Source organism: Cellulomonas sp. P4_A2, from assembly GCF_056402515.1.
The window spans coordinates 107800-123353 of sequence record NZ_JBFUHG010000007.1 but is presented as its reverse complement, the minus strand read 5'-3'; the positions used below and the strand labels follow the sequence as shown (position 1 = coordinate 123353).

19 protein-coding genes and 1 pseudogene are annotated in these 15554 nt (G+C 72.8%); 9 read left to right on the top strand and 11 right to left on the bottom strand.

From position 1 onward, the window contains the following. Positions 1-53: 53 nt before the first annotated feature. Complete coding sequence (locus tag AC1DUE_RS09095) at positions 54-1214, top strand: molybdopterin-dependent oxidoreductase (protein ID WP_477039081.1); 1161 nt, start codon at positions 54-56, stop codon at positions 1212-1214. Continuing rightward, positions 1211-1666, top strand: a complete 456-nt coding sequence (locus AC1DUE_RS09090) for a hypothetical protein (RefSeq protein WP_477039080.1) — start codon at positions 1211-1213, stop codon at positions 1664-1666. Before AC1DUE_RS09095 ends, AC1DUE_RS09090 begins: the two co-directional genes overlap by 4 nt. Here the strand turns inward: AC1DUE_RS09090 and AC1DUE_RS09085 are convergent. From AC1DUE_RS09085 to AC1DUE_RS09075, 3 genes are read right to left on the bottom strand one after another with little or no spacing between them, the layout of a single operon-like run. Further along, positions 1663-2292, bottom strand: a complete 630-nt coding sequence (locus AC1DUE_RS09085) for a class I SAM-dependent methyltransferase (protein ID WP_477039079.1) — start codon at positions 2290-2292, stop codon at positions 1663-1665. The two genes, AC1DUE_RS09090 and AC1DUE_RS09085, sit on opposite strands and share 4 nt — an antisense overlap. Continuing rightward, positions 2292-2924 (bottom strand): TIGR04282 family arsenosugar biosynthesis glycosyltransferase, encoded by a 633-nt coding sequence (locus tag AC1DUE_RS09080; RefSeq protein ID WP_477039078.1) that lies wholly within the window; start codon positions 2922-2924, stop codon positions 2292-2294. Before AC1DUE_RS09080 ends, AC1DUE_RS09085 begins: the two co-directional genes overlap by 1 nt. Then, positions 2921-3571 carry a glycosyltransferase family 2 protein gene (locus AC1DUE_RS09075; RefSeq protein ID WP_477039077.1) on the bottom strand — a complete coding sequence of 217 codons (651 nt, stop codon included), beginning with the start codon at positions 3569-3571 and terminating at the stop codon, positions 2921-2923. Before AC1DUE_RS09075 ends, AC1DUE_RS09080 begins: the two co-directional genes overlap by 4 nt. Before the next feature lie 124 nt (positions 3572-3695). On the opposite strand from AC1DUE_RS09075, the gene AC1DUE_RS09070 reads away from it, so the two are divergent. Next, positions 3696-4412, top strand: a complete 717-nt coding sequence (locus AC1DUE_RS09070; protein ID WP_477039076.1) for a response regulator transcription factor — start codon at positions 3696-3698, stop codon at positions 4410-4412. Then, a complete protein-coding gene (locus tag AC1DUE_RS09065) occupies positions 4409-5515 on the top strand; it encodes a sensor histidine kinase (RefSeq protein ID WP_477039075.1) in 1107 nt (368 codons plus the stop codon). The genes AC1DUE_RS09070 and AC1DUE_RS09065 overlap by 4 nt, the downstream gene beginning before the upstream one ends. On the opposite strand, the gene AC1DUE_RS09060 is transcribed toward AC1DUE_RS09065, so the two are convergent. After that, positions 5512-6525: an NAD-dependent epimerase/dehydratase family protein gene (locus AC1DUE_RS09060; RefSeq protein ID WP_477039074.1), complete on the bottom strand. Its 1014-nt coding sequence runs from the start codon at positions 6523-6525 to the stop codon at positions 5512-5514. The genes AC1DUE_RS09065 and AC1DUE_RS09060 overlap by 4 nt on opposite strands. 113 nt (positions 6526-6638) lie before the next feature. On the opposite strand from AC1DUE_RS09060, the gene AC1DUE_RS09055 reads away from it, so the two are divergent. The 5 genes and pseudogenes from AC1DUE_RS09055 (at position 6639) to AC1DUE_RS09035 (ending at position 10858) form a co-directional block, all read left to right on the top strand. After that, positions 6639-7451: an S-methyl-5'-thioadenosine phosphorylase gene (locus tag AC1DUE_RS09055; protein WP_477039073.1), complete on the top strand. Its 813-nt coding sequence runs from the start codon at positions 6639-6641 to the stop codon at positions 7449-7451. 83 nt (positions 7452-7534) lie between these two features. Continuing rightward, a complete protein-coding gene (gene msrA, locus AC1DUE_RS09050; protein ID WP_477039072.1) occupies positions 7535-8053 on the top strand; it encodes a peptide-methionine (S)-S-oxide reductase MsrA in 519 nt (172 codons plus the stop codon). A gap of 168 nt (positions 8054-8221) precedes the next feature. Further along, positions 8222-8365 (top strand): annotated as a pseudogene (locus AC1DUE_RS09045) (nickel-binding protein); the annotation flags it as partial. A 116-nt stretch (positions 8366-8481) separates the two neighbouring features. Then, a complete protein-coding gene (locus tag AC1DUE_RS09040; protein ID WP_477039285.1) occupies positions 8482-8952 on the top strand; it encodes a hypothetical protein in 471 nt (156 codons plus the stop codon). A 61-nt stretch (positions 8953-9013) separates the two neighbouring features. Then, positions 9014-10858: a hypothetical protein gene (locus AC1DUE_RS09035; RefSeq protein WP_477039071.1), complete on the top strand. Its 1845-nt coding sequence runs from the start codon at positions 9014-9016 to the stop codon at positions 10856-10858. 97 nt (positions 10859-10955) lie between these two features. Here the strand turns inward: AC1DUE_RS09035 and AC1DUE_RS09030 are convergent, their stop codons facing one another. The 7 genes from AC1DUE_RS09030 to AC1DUE_RS09000 are packed head-to-tail and all read right to left on the bottom strand — an operon-like array spanning position 10956 to position 15458. Then, a complete protein-coding gene (locus tag AC1DUE_RS09030) occupies positions 10956-11129 on the bottom strand; it encodes a hypothetical protein (protein WP_477039070.1) in 174 nt (57 codons plus the stop codon). A gap of 17 nt (positions 11130-11146) precedes the next feature. After that, a complete protein-coding gene (locus AC1DUE_RS09025; protein WP_477039069.1) occupies positions 11147-11725 on the bottom strand; it encodes a type 1 glutamine amidotransferase domain-containing protein in 579 nt (192 codons plus the stop codon). Beyond that, the gene (locus AC1DUE_RS09020) at positions 11725-12699 is read right to left on the bottom strand and encodes a manganese catalase family protein (protein WP_477039068.1); all 975 of its coding nucleotides are present in this window, start codon (positions 12697-12699) and stop codon (positions 11725-11727) included. The genes AC1DUE_RS09025 and AC1DUE_RS09020 overlap by 1 nt, the downstream gene beginning before the upstream one ends. A gap of 23 nt (positions 12700-12722) precedes the next feature. Then, positions 12723-13805 carry a YihY/virulence factor BrkB family protein gene (locus AC1DUE_RS09015; protein ID WP_477039067.1) on the bottom strand — a complete coding sequence of 361 codons (1083 nt, stop codon included), beginning with the start codon at positions 13803-13805 and terminating at the stop codon, positions 12723-12725. Further along, complete coding sequence (locus AC1DUE_RS09010; RefSeq protein ID WP_477039066.1) at positions 13802-14407, bottom strand: DUF3618 domain-containing protein; 606 nt, start codon at positions 14405-14407, stop codon at positions 13802-13804. The genes AC1DUE_RS09015 and AC1DUE_RS09010 overlap by 4 nt, the downstream gene beginning before the upstream one ends. Further along, positions 14404-14811: a phage holin family protein gene (locus AC1DUE_RS09005; protein ID WP_477039065.1), complete on the bottom strand. Its 408-nt coding sequence runs from the start codon at positions 14809-14811 to the stop codon at positions 14404-14406. The genes AC1DUE_RS09010 and AC1DUE_RS09005 overlap by 4 nt, the downstream gene beginning before the upstream one ends. Further along, on the bottom strand, positions 14808-15458 hold the full coding sequence (locus tag AC1DUE_RS09000) for a hypothetical protein (RefSeq protein ID WP_477039064.1): 651 nt from the start codon (positions 15456-15458) through the stop codon (positions 14808-14810). Before AC1DUE_RS09000 ends, AC1DUE_RS09005 begins: the two co-directional genes overlap by 4 nt. Between the last annotated feature and the right edge of the window lie 96 nt (positions 15459-15554).

Below are 15554 nucleotides of genomic sequence, written 5' to 3'. Positions count from 1 at the left end.
CCGTCATCGCCCGGCCGGGTTCGTGGGCCGTGGTCCGAAATACCGTCGAGAGCATGAGCCGCCTGTCCGAGCTCCGGCGCCTGGCGAAGCGTCCCGACCAGGACGACTTCGCGTCGCCGATCCACGACCCCCGCGTCGTCGCGCGGGTCGGCGTGCTGCTCGCGACCGCGATCGTCGTCGCGTTCCTCACCGGCCTGCTCTCCCACCTGCACCAGAACCCGACAGCGTTGCTCCCGCTCCCGCCCGTGCCTGTGTGGGGCTACCGGGTCACCCAGGGGCTGCACGTCGCCGCCGGCCTGGCCGCGATCCCGCTGCTGCTGGCCAAGCTGTACGCCGCCTATCCCGCCCTCTTCGCCCGGCCGAGGCTGCGCAGCCCGCTGCACGCGGTCGAGCGAGCGTCGGTGGCCGTGCTCGTGGCGAGCGCGATCTTCCAGGTGGCGACCGGGCTGCTGAACATCTTCCAGTGGTACCCGTGGTCGTTCTCGTTCGTCCGCGTGCACTTCGCGGTCGCCTGGGTGCTCGTCGGCTCGATCGTGGTGCACGTCGCCGTGAAGCTGCCGGTCATCGTCGACGCGTTCCGGCGACCCGTCGCGGAGCCGTCGGAGCCCTCTGAGGTGGGGACGACGCGCCGTGGGTTCCTGGCAGGCGTCGCCGTCACGGTGCTGGGGTTGACCGCCCTGACGGTCGGCCAGACGGTCCCGGCGCTGTCGGGAGCCGCCATCCTCTCGCCGAGACAGGCCGGGAACGGCCCGCAGGGTCTGCCCGTGAACCGGACGGCCCGAGCCGCAGGCGTCGAGGTGACGGCGACCGACCCGGCGTGGCAGCTCTGCCTCGTCGGGCCTGCACGGACCGTTCTCCTCTCTCGCGCCGACCTCGAGGCGTTGCCGCAGGTCACGGTCGTGCTGCCGATCGCCTGCGTGGAGGGGTGGAGCACGACGGCGACGTGGGAGGGCGTGCGCGTTCGGGATCTCGTGGCGCTCGCGGACGGGTCGGTCGACGACGACGTCCGCTTTGTCAGCCTGCAGCAGCGTGGGTCGTACAGGGAGTCGGTGCTTCCGGCCTCGTTCGTGCAGCACCCCGACAGCCTGCTCGCGCTGCGCCTGGGCGGTGAGGACCTCGACCTCGATCACGGATACCCCGCGCGGCTGATCGCGCCGGACCGACCCGGCGTCCTGCAGACCAAGTGGGTGGACCGGATCGAGGTTCTCGCATGAGGTGGTCGGTCGGTCGGCTCGCCCTGCTCGGGGTCGGCGTCGCGCTCGTCGGCGTCGGCGCGGTGGTCGGTCTGACGTCGATCCCGCAGAGGCAGTGGCCCGGCATCGTGCTCTGGATGGCCGGCGGCGTCGCGCTGCACGACGCGATCCTCGCGCCCGCCGCGGTGCTTCTCGGGCTCGTCGTCCTGCCCCGGGTCGAGCCGAGATGGCGGCCGGCGCTGCGGGCCGGCGCGCTGGGGGCCGCGGTGCTCGCGATCTTCGCGGTGGTGATCGTCGGTGCCGCGAGCCGTCGGCGCAACGACTCTGTGGTACCGGAGGCGCCGACGACATCCCTGGTGACCGCGGGCGCCGTGCTCGTGATCGCGGTGCTCGTCGGCGCCGGGGTGGGCTCGTGGACCCGGGGGCGTCGCGCGCCCGCGGATCCCGACCTGCTGCCGCGCGAGACCGACTAGGTGGCCCGGAGCGCCACGACGGTCCGGCCCTTCAGCTGCCACTGCTCGAGCACGGCGAAACCGCAGGTCGGCGCCAGGACGGCCATCGTCCGCGCACCGACACGCGCCCACGGCATGGGCCGGCTCACGTGCCCGTCGGCGGACCGCAGCGTGAGCGGCTCGGTGTCGTCGGCGTCCGGGTCGGCGTCCGTCTCGACGAGCACCAGGCCTCGGGGTCCGACGAGCAGCCGGCACCGACGCAACAGGGCCGCCGGGTCGCCACCGATGCCGATGTTGCCGTCCGCGAGCAGGACCGTACCCCAGCGCCCCTCGGCCGGCACGGGCTGCTCGACGGCGCGACGCAGCGCCATCGCCCCGCGGCGGCGGGTCTGCTCGACCGCGCGCGGTGACACGTCGATCCCGAGCGCCGGTACGCCGCGGGCGTTGAGCGCCCCCACCAGCCGGCCGGGGCCGCACCCGACGTCGAGCACCGGAGCCTCGCACCGCGCGAGCATCAGGTGGTCGACGTCGTCGGGCTCGTCGCTCCAGCGGGCGACCGCGAGGGTCACCGCCCCGGCCGAGCCCACCGCGACCACGGAGGCGCCCTCCAGCGCCGACTCGTAGACCGCGAGCGGGTTCGGGCGCATCAGGCGTCGACCCCGGTCAGGCGCCGCCAGGCGGCAGCGAAACGGGTGTCGGGGTGAGCGAGCGCCACGGCCCGGGCGTCGGCAGGCTCGTCGACGTCGCGCAGCCGGGGCAACATCCGCACGCTCAGGCCGAGCTCGTGGAGCCGGGCCAGCTGGTCGGCTCCGGTGCGGGCCGTCGACATCGGGACTCCGTCGAAGGCGCCGGGGCAGGGCTCGCGCAGGCCGACGGCCCAGAAACCGCCGTCGTCCGTCGGCCCGAGAACGGCGTCCGCCCCCCGGAACGAGACGTCGAGCGAGAGCTGGGGCGTGTCCATCCCGACGAGGAGCACGGGCCCACCGCGGTCGAGACCGGCGTCGACGGCGGCGGTCAGGCGTGCCCCGAGATCGCCCGACGGCTGCCCGACCACCTCGAAGCCGGGCGGCAGCCACGGCCCTGGCCGCCCGTCGAGCGCGACGAGCAGGTGCTCGGCGTCTGCCGCCGTCATGGCGGTCACGGTGTCCTCGATCGCCGCCGACGCGAGCTCGGCGGCCTCGATCGGCGAGAAGGCGCTGTGCAACCGGGTCTTGACCCGGCCAGGTACCGGCTCCTTGGCGAGCAGGACCAGGGTCCGTGCCCTGTCTGCGGTCGTCACGAGGCGAGCACCCCGGACATGTCGCGCACCGCCCGCACGACCCCCAGCGGCGTGCCGGTCACCTTCGAGCGGCCCGTCCGGGGGGCGTAGTCCACGTCGATTTCGGTGACGGACCAGTGCTCGTCGGCAGCCTTCACGACCATCTCGAGCGGGTAGCCCGAGCGTCGGTCCGTCAACCGCAGGTCGAGCAGCGCGGACCGCCGCGCCGCTCGCATGGGACCCAGGTCGTGCAGCCTCAGGCCGGTCCGTCGTTCGAGGCGACCGGTGAGCACGCGGTTGGCGTAGCGCAGGTGCCACGGCCACGCCCGCGTGCTCGTGGGGCGACGCCGTCCGAGCACCAGGTCGGCCGCGCCGTCCAGGACCGGTCCGAGCACCCGGGGCAGCTGGGCCGGGTCGAGGCTGCCGTCAGCGTCCATGAACGCGACGACGTCCGCCGTCGACGCCAGCAGGCCGGCGTGGCAGGCCGAACCGAACCCGCGCCGGTCCTCGTGCACGACGAGGGCGCCGTGCTCGGCGGCAACCGCGTCGCTCCCGTCCGTCGAGCCGTTGTCGACGACGACCGCGCGACAGCCGGTGGGCAACCGGGGGAGCAGCCAACGCAGCGCACGCGCCTCGTCGAGGCAGGGGAGGACGACATCCACGGTCATCTCTCCACGCTAGGTCGGGGGCGCCGACCCGGTCCGTGGCGCCCGATGACGGTTGCCTGACGGATCGCCGGGACGCACGCTCGCGGCAGGTCCCTCGTCATCGGGTGCGGGCTAGCGTGGCCCTATGCCGACGGTTCTGGTGGTGGACGACGAGGAGCTCGTGGTGCGCAGCATCGCCGCCTACCTCGAGGCCGACGGCGTGCACGCCGAGGTGGCGGGCGACGCGCGTGCGGGCGAACGTCTGTGGCGCGAGCTGCGCCCCGACGCCGTGGTGCTGGACGTCCGCCTGCCGGGTGCGTCGGGACTCGACCTGCTGCGCAAGATGCGGCTCGACGCCGACCGGACCCCGGTGGTGCTCCTGTCCGGTCTCGACACGGTGGACGACCGGATCGTGGGCCTGGAGTTCGGTGCCGACGACTACCTGACGAAGCCGTTCAGCCCGCGCGAGCTCGTGCTCCGGCTGCATGCCCTTCTGCGACGCGGCGACATCCAGCCGGGAGACGGCTCGCGTCCGTTCACGGTCGGTCCGCTGACGCTCGACCCGACGGTCCGCACGGCGACGTTCGGCGGCGACGTCCAGACGCTCGCGCCGCGCGAGTTCGACCTCCTGCTGTTCCTCGCGCGGCACGCCGGGTCGACGTTCGGAACGCGAGAGCTGCTTCGTCGCGTGTGGGGGTGGGACTTCGGCGACGACTCGACCGTCGTCGTCCACGTCCGACGTCTGCGCCGCAAGTTCGAGCCGGACCCGGCCGCGCCGGTCCTTCTCACCACCGTCCGCGGGACCGGCTACCGGCTGGCGACCGCGGACGAGCTGGCCGTGGCCGTCGGAGCGGCCCGATGAGCAGGGACCTCTGGTTCATGACCGGCATGACCGCGCTGTGCGCGCTCGGCGTCGGGCTCGTGGGCGCGCTCGTCGTGAGCCGGGTCCGCCGTGCCTCGCTCGTCGCCGCACTGGTCGTGACCGCGCTCGTACCGGCCGCGGTGATCGGGCTGGCCCTGTGGATCAACGTCGGCGCGATGTTCTTGTCGGACCACGACGCGGCCGTCGCCCGGCTGGTCCTCGTCCTGTCGTCCGTGCCGGCGGTCGTGCTGGCCGTGCTCCTCGGGCGGATGCTCCTCGCCGACGTGCGGTCGGTGGGGGAGCAGGCCCGCGCGCTGGCCGCCGGGTCGACCGCGCCCGCCGCGGGACCGGTGACCGCCGAGCTGGCCGAGCTCGGGGCCGAGCTCGCGCGGACCCGGTCGAGCCTCGAGGCGTCGCGGGCTCGCGAGCAGGCGCTGGATTCCGCGCGGCGGCAGGTGCTGGCGTTCGTCAGCCACGACCTGCGGTCACCGTTGTCGGGGATCCGCGCAACCGTCGACGGGCTTCGCGACGGGGTGCTGGTCGACACGGGCTCGGCCTACGCCGGGATCGAGGCGGCCACCGACCGGCTGGGTCGCATGATCGACGACCTCGCCGAGCTGTCCCGGACCGAGGCCGTGCCCACCGAGCCCTCGCCGACCGACGTTCCGCTGAGCGAGGTCCTGCACGAGGTCCTGGCCCACTCGGCGGCCGGCGCAGCCGCTCGATCGGTGGCCCTCGAGATCGACGTGCAGCCGGGCCTGCGGGTACGAGGCGTCTCCGAGGAGCTGGCCCGGGTGCTCGACAACCTGGTCGGCAACGCGGTGCGCAGCAGCGGCACGGGCGGGACGGTGCGCGTCGCCGGGCGACGCGCCGACGGCCAGGTGCGCGTCGCGGTCGAGGACACGTGCGGCGGCATCCCCGACGACGACCGGGCGCACGTGTTCGACGAGGGCTTCCAGGGCCACGGCGTATCCGCCGGCGTGGGCGCGTCGGGTCTCGGCCTGGCGATCGTCGGCACCGTCGTCGCGGCGCACGGCGGGCGCGTGGGGGTCGAGGCGACCGACGGGGGCTGCCTGTTCGAGGTCCTGCTGCCGGCGAGCTAGCTCTGCGACAGCCCGTCGGACAGCGACGTCGTCGCGTGCCAGCCGAGCACCTCGCGCGCCCTGTCCGACGACGCGGTGACGTGCCGGACGTCGCCGAGGCGGTACTGCCCGGTCACGACGGGCTCGGGCCCACCGACCGCGTGCGCGAGCGCCTCGGCGAGGCCACCGACCGTGGTCACGGTCCCCGATCCCACGTTGAGCGCGACGAAGCCGTCGGTGTCCGCGCGGACTGCGGCACCGACGGCTGCCGCGACGTCGTGCACGTGCACGAAGTCGCGCCGCTGCCCGCCGTCCTCGAACACGCGCGGTGGTCGCCCCGCAGCGAGCTCGGAGCGGAAGATCGACGCGACGCCGGCGTAGGGCGTGTCCCGCGGAGATCCCGCGCCGTAGACGTTGTGGAACCGGAGGGCGACCGCGCTTCCACCGGTCTCCCGCACCCAGGCGGACAGCAGGTGCTCGCCGTGCACCTTGGTCGCTGCGTAGACGTTGCGGGGATCGAGCGGGGCGTCCTCCGCCACGAGCGTCGGTACCAGGACGGCGTCGCAGCGGGGGCAGCGCGGGTCGAAGATGCCCGCGTCCAGGTCCGCCGGCCTGCGCGGTCCGGGCGCGACCCGTCCGTGCTCCGCGCAGTCGTAGGCGCCCTCGCCGTACACGACCATCGAGCTGGCGAACACGACTCGTGCGACGTTCTCGGTCGCCGCGGCTCTCAGGATGCACGCCGTGCCGAGGTCGTTCGAGGACACGTAGTCGACGATGTCGCCGAGGTCCACCCCGAGGCCGACCTTCGCGGCGAGGTGGACCACGATCTCGGCGTCCTGGGTGAGCGTCCCGACGAGATCCTCGTCGCGGATGTCGCCGCGCACGAGTCGGCCACCGGATACCTGCGGCGCGGCCGGGTGCACGTCGGGCCGCAGGGAGTCGAGCACGGTGATGTCGTGACCGGCCCTCGCCAGGGCGCGGACGGTCGGACGGCCGATGAAGCCGGCTCCGCCGGTGACGAGGACGCGCATTCCACCAGCATCTGCGCGGCACGCCCTCGACGGCAGGGCGGCGGTGATGACGGGATCCTGACGGATCGCCCGCGCGATGGGTCCAGGCTCCGACCTCGGGCTACGGTCGCCGCATGGACGCATCGCCCATCGGGATCATCGGCGGATCAGGTCTCTACGAGCTGTTGGAGGATGCGTCGCAGGTGCTGGTGCAGACCCCGTACGGCGATCCCAGCGATCCCGTGCACCTCGGACGGCTCGGCGGGCGGAACGTCGCGTTCCTGCCGCGGCACGGCGCCGACCACCGCTTCCCGCCTCACCGGGTGCCGTACCGGGCCAACCTGTGGGCCTTGCGTTCTCTCGGTGTCCGGCGCGTCCTGGCACCCAGCGCGGTCGGTGCGCTGCGCCCCGACCTCGCACCGGGCACGCTCGTCGTTCCCGACCAGATCATCGACTCGACCTGGGGTCGGGAATCGACGTACTACGACGCGCCGGGCGCCGTCGTGCACGTCGGCTTCGCGGACCCGTACTGCCCGCAGGGGCGCACGGCGGTCCGCTCGGGCGGGATGCCGGTCGTCGACGGCGGCACGCTCGTCGTCATCCAGGGGCCACGGTTCTCGACGCGTGCCGAGTCCCGGCGCAACTCGGTCGCGGGCGGCGACGTCGTGGGCATGACCGGCATGCCGGAGGCGGTGCTGGCCCGCGAGCTCGCGCTCTGCTACACCGGCCTGGCCGTCGTCACGGACGCCGACGCCGGAGTCGAGGCGGCCGGTGCGGTGAGCCACCAGGCCGTGCTCGAGCAGTTCGCGCACAGCGTCTCCCACCTGCGCACGGTGCTCGCCGACGTCGTCGCCGCACTGCCCGTCGAGGACGAGTGCTCGTGCCGTCACGCCCTGGACGGGCTCACCCTGCCGTTCGAGCTGCCTACCTCGTCGGGCCCCTACTGACGTTCGCACCGCTTGCGCCCCGGAGCGCTGCGGGGTCAAGATCGGCGGACGGCTCCAGCCGTCCCCACGAAGGAGGTCGGCGCATGGCCACGACCGAGACAGCGATCCTCGCCGGCGGATGCTTCTGGGGTGCGCAGCAGCTGCTGCGACGCCGCCCGGGAGTGATCTCCACGCGCGTCGGCTACTCCGGCGGTGACACGCCGAACGCCACGTATCGCAACCATGGCGACCACGCCGAGGCGGTCGAGATCGTCTTCGATCCTGAGCAGATCTCCTACCGGACCCTGCTGGAGTTCTTCTTCCAGATCCACGACCCGTCGACGAAGAACCGGCAGGGCAACGACATCGGCCGCAGCTACCGGTCGGCGATCTTCTACACCTCTGAGGAGCAGCGTCGCGTTGCGCTCGACACGATCGCGGACGTCGACGCGTCCGGACTGTGGCCCGGCGCGGTCGTGACCGAGGTCGAGCCGGCCGGTGAGTTCTGGGAGGCCGAGGAGGAGCACCAGGACTACCTGGAGAAGCTCCCGCACGGCTACACGTGCCACTACGTGCGGCCGGGCTGGCAGCTTCCGCACCGCGACGAGCAGCGGGTCGGGTAGAGCCTGAGGTTCTGCACTCGGGCGGCGACGTCGCCGCGTGCGACCCCTCGTTCATGCCTTCCGCCCGACCCGCGCGTCGGGTCACACGCCCTGTCACACGGGTGCGCAGTCTCCTGGTGCCTCGAGCCCGACGGACGTCGCCGGGCCGAGCACCGGAAGGTAGACGCAATGGCCCTCTTCATGGACGCCCACACCGTCGCGGGCGGAGTGTCGGCAGCCGCCGTCGCATCCGCCCACCAGGCGGACGTGGCGACGCAGGACGCGTACGGCGTCAACTACATGCGGTACTGGGTCGACGAAGCGGCAGGCAAGATCTTCTGCAGCGACGCGGCCTCGTGCTGCGTCGCTGCCCGACCCGTGCCGCACACCCACATCCTTGCCGCGCCCCAGATCGGGCGTACGGACCTCCAGACAGAAGGTGCAGCACCATGGATCCGAAGGGCACGTTGCCCGCAGGGTCGACGTCTCACGCGCGAACCTCGTCGCGGCGGGCGGTCGAGCACACCAGGCTCGCGGCGGGAGAGCGCCGCGCCGCCGTCGCGCACGGCCGTTCCGCGCAGCCGCCGGGCACCGGCCTCCGGCGATCGGCGGAGCCGTTCCGCTCAGGGACGGTCGAGCTGGCGCAGGTACTCGACCAGGCCGCGCACCGCATCGCCGAGAAGGGCACGTCTGCGGAGCACCGCCTGTTCGAGGCCATGGCCGAGGTGGCGGCCCAGTCCGCGCCGGGTGTCGCAGCGGCACTGACGGACCCGGACGGTACGGAGATCTCTCGGCTGCGCGCGTTCGGCCTGGCGCACACCCATCTGCTGGAGTCGCTCGGTCCGCGCGAGCACGCCTGGTTGCTCGACCTCCTCGAGGGCGAGACGGGCGGCCTCGAGCGTTCTGCCGTCCCGGCGTGAAGGGACGCCTCCGACGTCACCGACCGGCCGCGTCCCCGGGTGTTGTGCAAGGCTGCTCGACGTGAGCGCGAGCCCGCAGGAGCCGGCGCGGACCCCGCCGTCGAGGCTGGTCGTCCAGCTGCTCGGCCGGCCCCGCACCGACGTCGACGGCGCACCCGGGTACCGGTTGCGCAGCCGCAAGAGCTGGGCGCTCCTGGCCTTCCTGCTGCTCGGCGAGAGGCCGCCCACACGCACCCAGCTGGCCTCGCTGCTCTTCGCCGAGGCGGACGACCCCCTGGGGGCCCTGCGGTGGTGCCTGGCGGAGATCCGACGCGCTCTCGGCCACGGGGTCGTCCTCGACGGCGACCCCGTCACGATCTCCCTGCCCGTCGGTACCACCGTGGACGTGGACGTGCTGGTCCGCGGTCACTGGAGCGCGGCGGTCGAGCTCCCGGGTCTCGGCCAGGACCTGCTCGACGGCCTGGTGATCCAATATGCCGACGCCTTCGAGTCGTGGTTGCTCTCCGAGCGCCGTCGGCTCGCGGCCGCCACGGAGTCGATCCTGCACGAGGCGGCGCTCGGGCAGCTCGCCCGTGGGGATCTCGACCGCGCGCGCGACCTGGCCGTCCGGGCGGCCGTGCTGAGCCCTCTGGACGAGAACCACCAGGCCCTGCTGATCAGGCTCTACCGTCTGGCAGGCGACGACGAGGCCGCCCGGCGCCAGTTCGACGCCTGGGCGGCGGTCGCGGAGCAGGAGCTCGGCGCGCCCCCCGGCGCTCCGGTGCTGCTCGCGATGCGGGAGGGACCCAGGCCGGCAGGCGGTGCCGGGGCCGTCTCGATCCAGGCGGTGACCGAGGCCGGGGTCGCGGCCGTCTCCGCGGGTGCTCTGGTGGCCGGCGTGTCCTCGTTCGAGAACGCGGTCGGTCTCGCCGACCGCAGCGGCGTCGACAGCGCGCGGATCTCGACCCGCCTCGTGCTCGCCGAGGCTCTCATCCATACGTTGGGCGGCCTCGACGAGGCGGGTCTGACGATCCTGACCGAGGCCGAGCGCATCGCCGTCGCGAACGGTGACCGCGAGGCCACGACCCGGGTGCAGGCCGAGGTGGGGTACGTCGACTTCCTGCGCGCACGGTACGACCGAGCTGAACGATCGCTGTCCCAGGTGCTCGCCGAGGAGGCGACGTCGCCGTCCGTCCGGGCCAAGGCGCTGACCTACCTCGGGTGCGTGGCCAGCGACCGCGCGGAGTATCCACGCGCCGTCGCCCTGCTGCAGGGCGCAGTTCACGCCTCGCGCGAGGTCGACGAGCCCCGGCGAGAGGCCTTCGCTCTGTCGATGCTGGGCCGGGTCAGCCTGCTCCGGGGAGACCTGGCCGGAGCCACCGAGATCCTTGCGTCCGCGAGCGACCTCGCCGAACGCGACCACTGGCTCTCGTTCCTGCCGTGGCCGCAGGCGCTGCTGGGCCAGACCTGGCTGTCGCTCGGCGACCTCGACGCCGCCGAGCGCGCGCTCCACCAGTCGTTCGCCCGGGCGTGCCAGATCGGTGACCCCTGCTGGGAGGGGATCTCGGCCCGCGGGCTGGCCCTGCTGGGGGAGGCTCAGGGTGAGGTGGACCAGGCGTTCGAGGTGCTCCTGGACGCGCGGGCGCGCACCAACCGACTGGCCGACCCCTACGTCTGGCTCGACGTCCACATCCTCGACGCGCTGTGCGAGATCGGACGACGTCACGGACATCCGCTGACCGCGTCGTGGGCCGACGCGATGCTCGACCGGTCGTCGCGCACCGGCATGCGGGAGCTGACCGTGCGAGCGATGCTCCACCAGGCCGCATTGCGCGTCCGCGGGGACGCCGAGCTGGCCGCCCTGCTGGCCGACGACATCGACAGCCCGGTGCTCTCCACGCTGGTCGCGGCGGCCGACGAGCGCTGACAGCGCTGCACGTCCTTCGTGGCACCGGGACGAGCCGGGGTGCATCCCGCTCAGCGGGCGCAGGCGCCGAGGAGATCGGCGCCTGCGCCGCCGGGTGTCAGTCCGCGTCGGCAGGTCGAGCAGGATCGGCGCCCGTCGGGTCGTCGGGGTAGATCTTCTCCACGGGCACGTCCTGGTTGTCGCCCTGCTCGGGTTCTCCCTGTTCGGGCTTGGACTCCGGCAGGGCGGGCTCGTCACCGGCCGGGCGCAGCGTCGGGTCGTCTGTCGTCATGGGCCTTTCCTTCCTTGTCAGGATGCCGCGCGGGCTCGGGCGACGAGCGCGTCGGCGACCGCGGGCACGAAGCGGTGGAGGTCGTCGGGGTTCCTCGAGGTGATGAGCCGGTAACCACGGTCGTCGTCCACGGCGACCGGTTCGTCGACCCAGGTGGCGCCGGCGTTGCGCAGGTCGGTCTGCAGCGAGGCGTACGACGTCAGCGTCTTGCCGCGGACCACGTCGGCCTCGACGAGCGACCACGGTCCGTGGCAGATGGCGGCGATCGGCTTCCCGGCAGTCGCGAACGAGCGGACGATGTCGACGGCCGCGGTCTCGAGCCGCAGGGAGTCGGCGTTCAGGGTGCCGCCCGGGAGCAGGAGCAGGTCGAAGTCGTCGGGCGAGACGTCGGACAGCGCGGCGTCGGCGTCGACGGTCCGTCCCGGATCCTTGTCACCGACGAGCGTCTGGACCGGATCGTTCGACACGGCGGCGACGACGACCGTCGCTCCTTGTGCGCGGAGCCGGTCGACGGGCACGACGAGCTCGTCCTGCTCGACGCCGTAGTTGGTCACGAGAGCGAGGACCGACCGGCCCGTGAGATCAGGGTCCGTCATCACGCCTTTCCTTTCGCCTTGTCGGTGGTGATCGGCCCGTACAGCGGCTGGACCTCGGCCATCTCCAGGTCGGCGGTGGCCTGGATGAGAGCCAGGAGATCGGTGTCCAGCCCCGGGGAGAACTCCTCGTAGCGCTCCTCGGCGATCGTCGAAGGGACGCCTGCGGGTGCCTGCTCGGTCGCATCCAGCTGGGTGCCGTCCTTCGACGGCGACATGCCCTGGAAGATCTTCCCGGCCTCGGAGGCCGCGGTCAGGTCGAAGCTGTACTGCTTGCTCTGGAGCCCGAGGTCGACCAGCTTCTTGACCTCGGGGAACCGCTCCGCGTTGGTCTTGGGGATGGGCAGCACCTTGGCCCAGTCGACGCCCAGCGTCTCGAGGGCGCGCGCGTAGGCGTTCTCGTGCGCCTGGTCGCGCACGATGAGGTAGGCGATCGTCGACCGCGCCGTCTTGTTGGCGGTCATCTCGTAGATCCGGCACTTCTGCAGACGACCGGTGGACTCGAGCATCAGGTTGTAGAGCAGGTCGAGCACGAGGTTGCCGGAGTTGTAGACGTAGGAGCCGCTCCAGGGGTTGCCGGCGGCGTCCACGGGGAGTGCTCCCTGCGAGGCGACGAGGTAGTGGTGGATGTTGCCCTGGTCGAGCGCGGACTCCAGCGGCGTGGCACCCCCTGCACCCGGCTTGTCGAGCGGGTCGGACTTCTTGCCGTTGTAGGCGGGGGAGCCGTCGAGCAGTCGCGCGATGGTGGTGCCGATGAGCTCGACGTGGCTGATCTCCTCGGTGCCGATGCCTTGGAGCAGGTCGCGGTACGGCTTGGCCTTCGGTCCCCGGAAGTTGATGCTCTGGAAGAGGTACTGCATCATCGTGCGCATCTCGCCGAACTGACCGCCGAGCCCCTCCTGCAGGGCATTGGCGGCGGCCGGGTCCGGCTCGTCGGCCTCGATGTCGTTGATCAGGCGCTGCACGTGCAGGTACATCGGATCTCCTTCGATCGGGGGGGCTATCGCTGGTCGGTGTCGTCGTCCTTGCCGCGCGACTGTCGCAAGGCGCGACCCCGTCGCTCGTCGTCGTCCTGCTTGGCCTGCTTCTTCTCGCTCGCCGTCGTGTCTCGCGGCGGGAGCTGGATGGTCTTCTCGGCGGCGATCCCGCCCTGAAGCTCGCGCCCGCGCTCGACCTCGGCGTCGAGCTCGGCCCCGAACAGCAGCGCCAGGTTCGTGATCCACAGCCACAGCAGCAGCACGATCACGCCGGCCAGCGACCCGTAGGTCTTGTCGTAGCTGGAGAAGTTCGACACGTAGAGGCCGAACCCGACCGACGCCAGGACCCACACGACGATCGCGACGACGGCGCCGATGCTGGTCCAGCGGAACTTCGGCTGGCGCACGTTCGGCGTGAAGTGGAACAGGATCGCGACGGCGGCCACGACGAGCACGAGGACGACCGGCCACTTCACGATGTTCCAGACGGTCACCGTCGCGTCGCTGAGGCCGACGGTCGAGCCGACCGACCGTGCGACGTCGCCCGAGAGCACGAGCGCGGCGACGACGACCACCGCGATGACGACGAGGACCAGCGTGACCAGCAGCAGGACGGGACGCAGCTTCCAGATCGGCCGCCCCTCGTCGATCTCGTAGACGCGGTTCATGCCCCGGCTGAACGCCGCGACGTACCCGGACGCGGACCACAGGGCCACGACGAGCCCCAGGGCGAGCGCGAATCCCGCCGCCGGTGCCTTGGTCAGCTGATCGAGGATCGGCTCGAGGCTCTCGACCGCGGACGCCGATCCCAGGTCGCCCACGATCTCGAGGACGTCGTCGACCATCTTCTGCGGGTCACCGAGCAGGCCCAGGATCGAGACGAGGGCCAGCAGCGCGGGGGCGATCGCCAGGACGGCGTAGTACGTGAGCGCCGCCGCCAGGTCGGTGCACTCGTCCTTGGCGAACTCGCGCAGCGTCTTGCGGACCACGTAGGTCCACGACGGGCGCGTGATGTCGTCGGGCGAGTCGGGCTTGCGGGGGTCCTCAGGAGCGGGCGCGCGCTCCTTCTCGGTGCTGCGGGTGCTCGCGGTGTCGTGCGTGGTCATACGGCCGGGCCGTTCCCCGTCTGGGTGTGCACGCCGCGCACCGAGTCCGCCGCGTCGGACGCGTCCGACCGCAGGCCCGAGGCGGCGGACCGGCCCTCGTCGGCGAGCGTGCTGCCCGCCTCGCTCGCGCGATCCTTCACCGCGGCCGCGGCGTCCTGCGCCGGCTGCCGCAGGTTCTCCGCGAGATCCTGAGCGGCACCCTTCGCCTCCTCGACCAGCGGCGCAGCCTGCTCCTTCGCGGACTGCGCAAGACGCTGCTCCTGACGGGTGCTGGGAAGCAGCGACGACACCAGCCAACCCGCTCCGAAGGCGATCAAGCCTGCAGCGAGCGGGTTCCCTCGCGTCCGCTCCTTGGCCGCACCGGGCAGACCGGAGGCGGCCTCGCCGAGGCCCTTGGCGGCGGAGCCCGCGGCGTCCGTCCCGTCGGAGACACCTCCCATGAGTCGGTCCTTCACCCCGGCGGCGGCACCCCGCAGCCGTTCGGCCTGCCGCTGCGCGGCCTGGGTGGGGCTGACCTTGTCGGTGAGCGCGTCGACGTCCGAGCTGAGCTCGGCACGCGTGCGCTCGATGTCCTCGCGGATCTGGTCCGGGTCGGTGCTCATCGGTTCTTCTCCTCGTGACCTTGCAGTGCGTGGGGGATCTTCTTGACGGACGAGGCGGTCTGCTGCAGACCGCGGACGCGGCGCGTCTCGGCACGACCGCGCACGGCGAGAACGGCGCCGACGACCGCCCAGACGCCGGCGACGACGAGGGCCGACCAGCCCCAGCCGAGGGACTCGCCGAGTCCCCACCAGAGGGCGACCGAGAGGAACAGCAGCACCATGTGAGCGGCGACGGCGGCGCCGGCGAACATCGACCCGCCCTTGGCGGCCTGCTTCGCGGACTGTCGGACCTCGGCCTTGGCGAGCTCGACCTCCTGGCGGAGCAGCGTCGACAGGTCTCGGGTCACATCGCCCAGGAGGTCGCCGACGGACTGACGGGGCGGCGCATCCAGCGGGTCGGTCATGTCTGGTCCCAACCCACCGTGCTCGGCACGGGTGTGGCGAGGTCGTCGCTGAAGCGCGGACGCTCCTCGACCGGGTCACCGTCGAGGCGGTGCGTCCCGCCCGTGCGTGCAGCCTCCGGCGCCGCAGGCGACGCATCGCGGAGCCCCCGGGTGAGGCGTCCGAGAACCACGCCGGCCGCAGCAGACGCGATCAGGAACGTGCCGGGGCGGCGTCGCGCGAAGGCGACGATCTCGTCGAGGACCTCGTCGGGTCCCCGGCTCTCGAGCCAGCGCCCGGCGCGGCCGATGCGGTCGCCGAGCTCCCGCACCACCTCGGCGCCCACGCCGGGATCGGCCGCGGACGTCGCCATCTGGTTCAGCTGGTCGCCGACGGACGACAGGCCCGAAGCGATCCGGCTCTGCTGCGCGCCCGTCTGGTCGGCGAGCTCGGCCCGTGCCTGTCCCCACAGGTCACCGATCTGGCGCTTCGCCTCGTCGGTCACCGCACCGGCCTCGCTCTTGGCGTCGTCGAGGAGCTGATGTCCTGCCTCGACCGCCGAGTCCTTGAGGGAGGCCCCTTCGTCCCGCGCTGCCTCGGCGGTGGTGGTCGGCGAGTCGTGCCTTGCGCCGGTCGCGCCGGGATAGGGGCTTGCGTACTGGTCCGTCATGGTGGCCTCGTCTCGTGTCGAGCGGGGCCCGAGGACCGGACGTCGAGGGACGACCGGGCGCCGGGCCTGGTCGCGAGGAGCGACCGTCCGCATGGG